The following is a 1,291-nucleotide window of genomic DNA, read 5'->3' on the forward strand; positions in this document are numbered from 1 at the left end:
GGTACAGAGCATCCCGAATGGGTGCGAACTTTGGAGCTTTTGCTTTTCAAAAAGTATGAGCGAAGCGAATACATTACAAATGCTTTTGCTTTTAGATTTCACAAATAGGATTAACCAAAAACTGCCCCACGAAGCGAGGAACGAGCTTCAATAGAGTACGAGCTTTAGCGAGTACCTAGGGCAGTTTGCACTCCCCTCTCGAAAGGCTTTTAATTATTTTTAAAGCTTTTAAATGCTTTTAGATAAGCTGAAAACATTGATATGAGAGGACTACAGCTTATATAAGCACACAAATTCTCTTGTATAAGCACACAAATTCTCTTGTATAAGCACACAAATTCTCTTGTATAAGCACACAAATTCTCTTGATTTACACACATAAAATATATAGTGTGTAAATACACATTAATAATAACGTGTATTTAATATGAAGAATGGTTTAGTTGTGAAAGATAATGCATTAATAAACGCCAGTTATAATTTAGAACTAACGGAACAGCGTTTAGTCATGCTTGCAATCATTAATGCAAGGGAATTAGGGCGGGGTATTACGGCAGATAGCAAACTAGAAATACATGCTAGTGACTATGCAAAACTATTTAATGTATCACCTGATGCATCCTACAAAGCCCTGAAAGATGCCGTAAATAATCTATTTAACAGGCAGTTTAGCTATACAGCCGAATATAAAAAAACAGGGAAGGTAGGTATCGTTCGCTCTCGCTGGGTAAGCCGTATTTTTTATGTAGATGATTTGGCATTACTAGAAATTACTTTCGCACCTGATGTAGTTCCTTTAATCACTAGATTAGAAGAACACTTTACAAAATATGAAGCCAAACAAGTTGCACACCTAACCAGTAAGTATGCTACTAGACTTTATGAGTTATTAATCGCTTGGCGTGAAGTTGGTAAAACACCTGTTTTTGAACTACAACAATTACGTAAAAATTTAGGTGTTGAAGATGATGAATATCAACGTATGCACCATTTTAAAAGCCGTGTATTAGAAACTGCCATTACTCAAATCAATGAACATACAGACATAAAAGCCACTTATGAGCAACACAAGAAAGGGCGTACAATTACTGGGTTTTCATTCAAGTTTAAGCAGAAACAACAACCGAAAAAATTAGATTCTAAGCGTGACCCAAACACACCTGACTTTTTTATCAAAATGACCGATGCACAACGCCATTTATTTGCAAAAAAAATGTCAGAAATGCCTGAAATGGGGAAATATTCACAAGGTACAGAAAGCTACCAGCAATTTGCTATCCGTATAGCAGAT

1 protein-coding gene is annotated in these 1,291 nt (G+C 35.8%); it reads left to right on the forward strand.

Annotation, left to right across the window (positions count from 1 at the left end):
* Nucleotides 1-427: 427 nt before the first annotated feature.
* Nucleotides 428-1,291 (forward strand): replication initiation protein RepM (gene repM / locus FTV41_RS14795; RefSeq protein WP_179996772.1); only part of this gene is annotated, 864 nt, incomplete at its 3' end.

Source organism: Acinetobacter sp. YH16051, assembly GCF_013417135.1.
Lineage (GTDB): Bacteria > Pseudomonadota > Gammaproteobacteria > Pseudomonadales > Moraxellaceae > Acinetobacter > Acinetobacter towneri.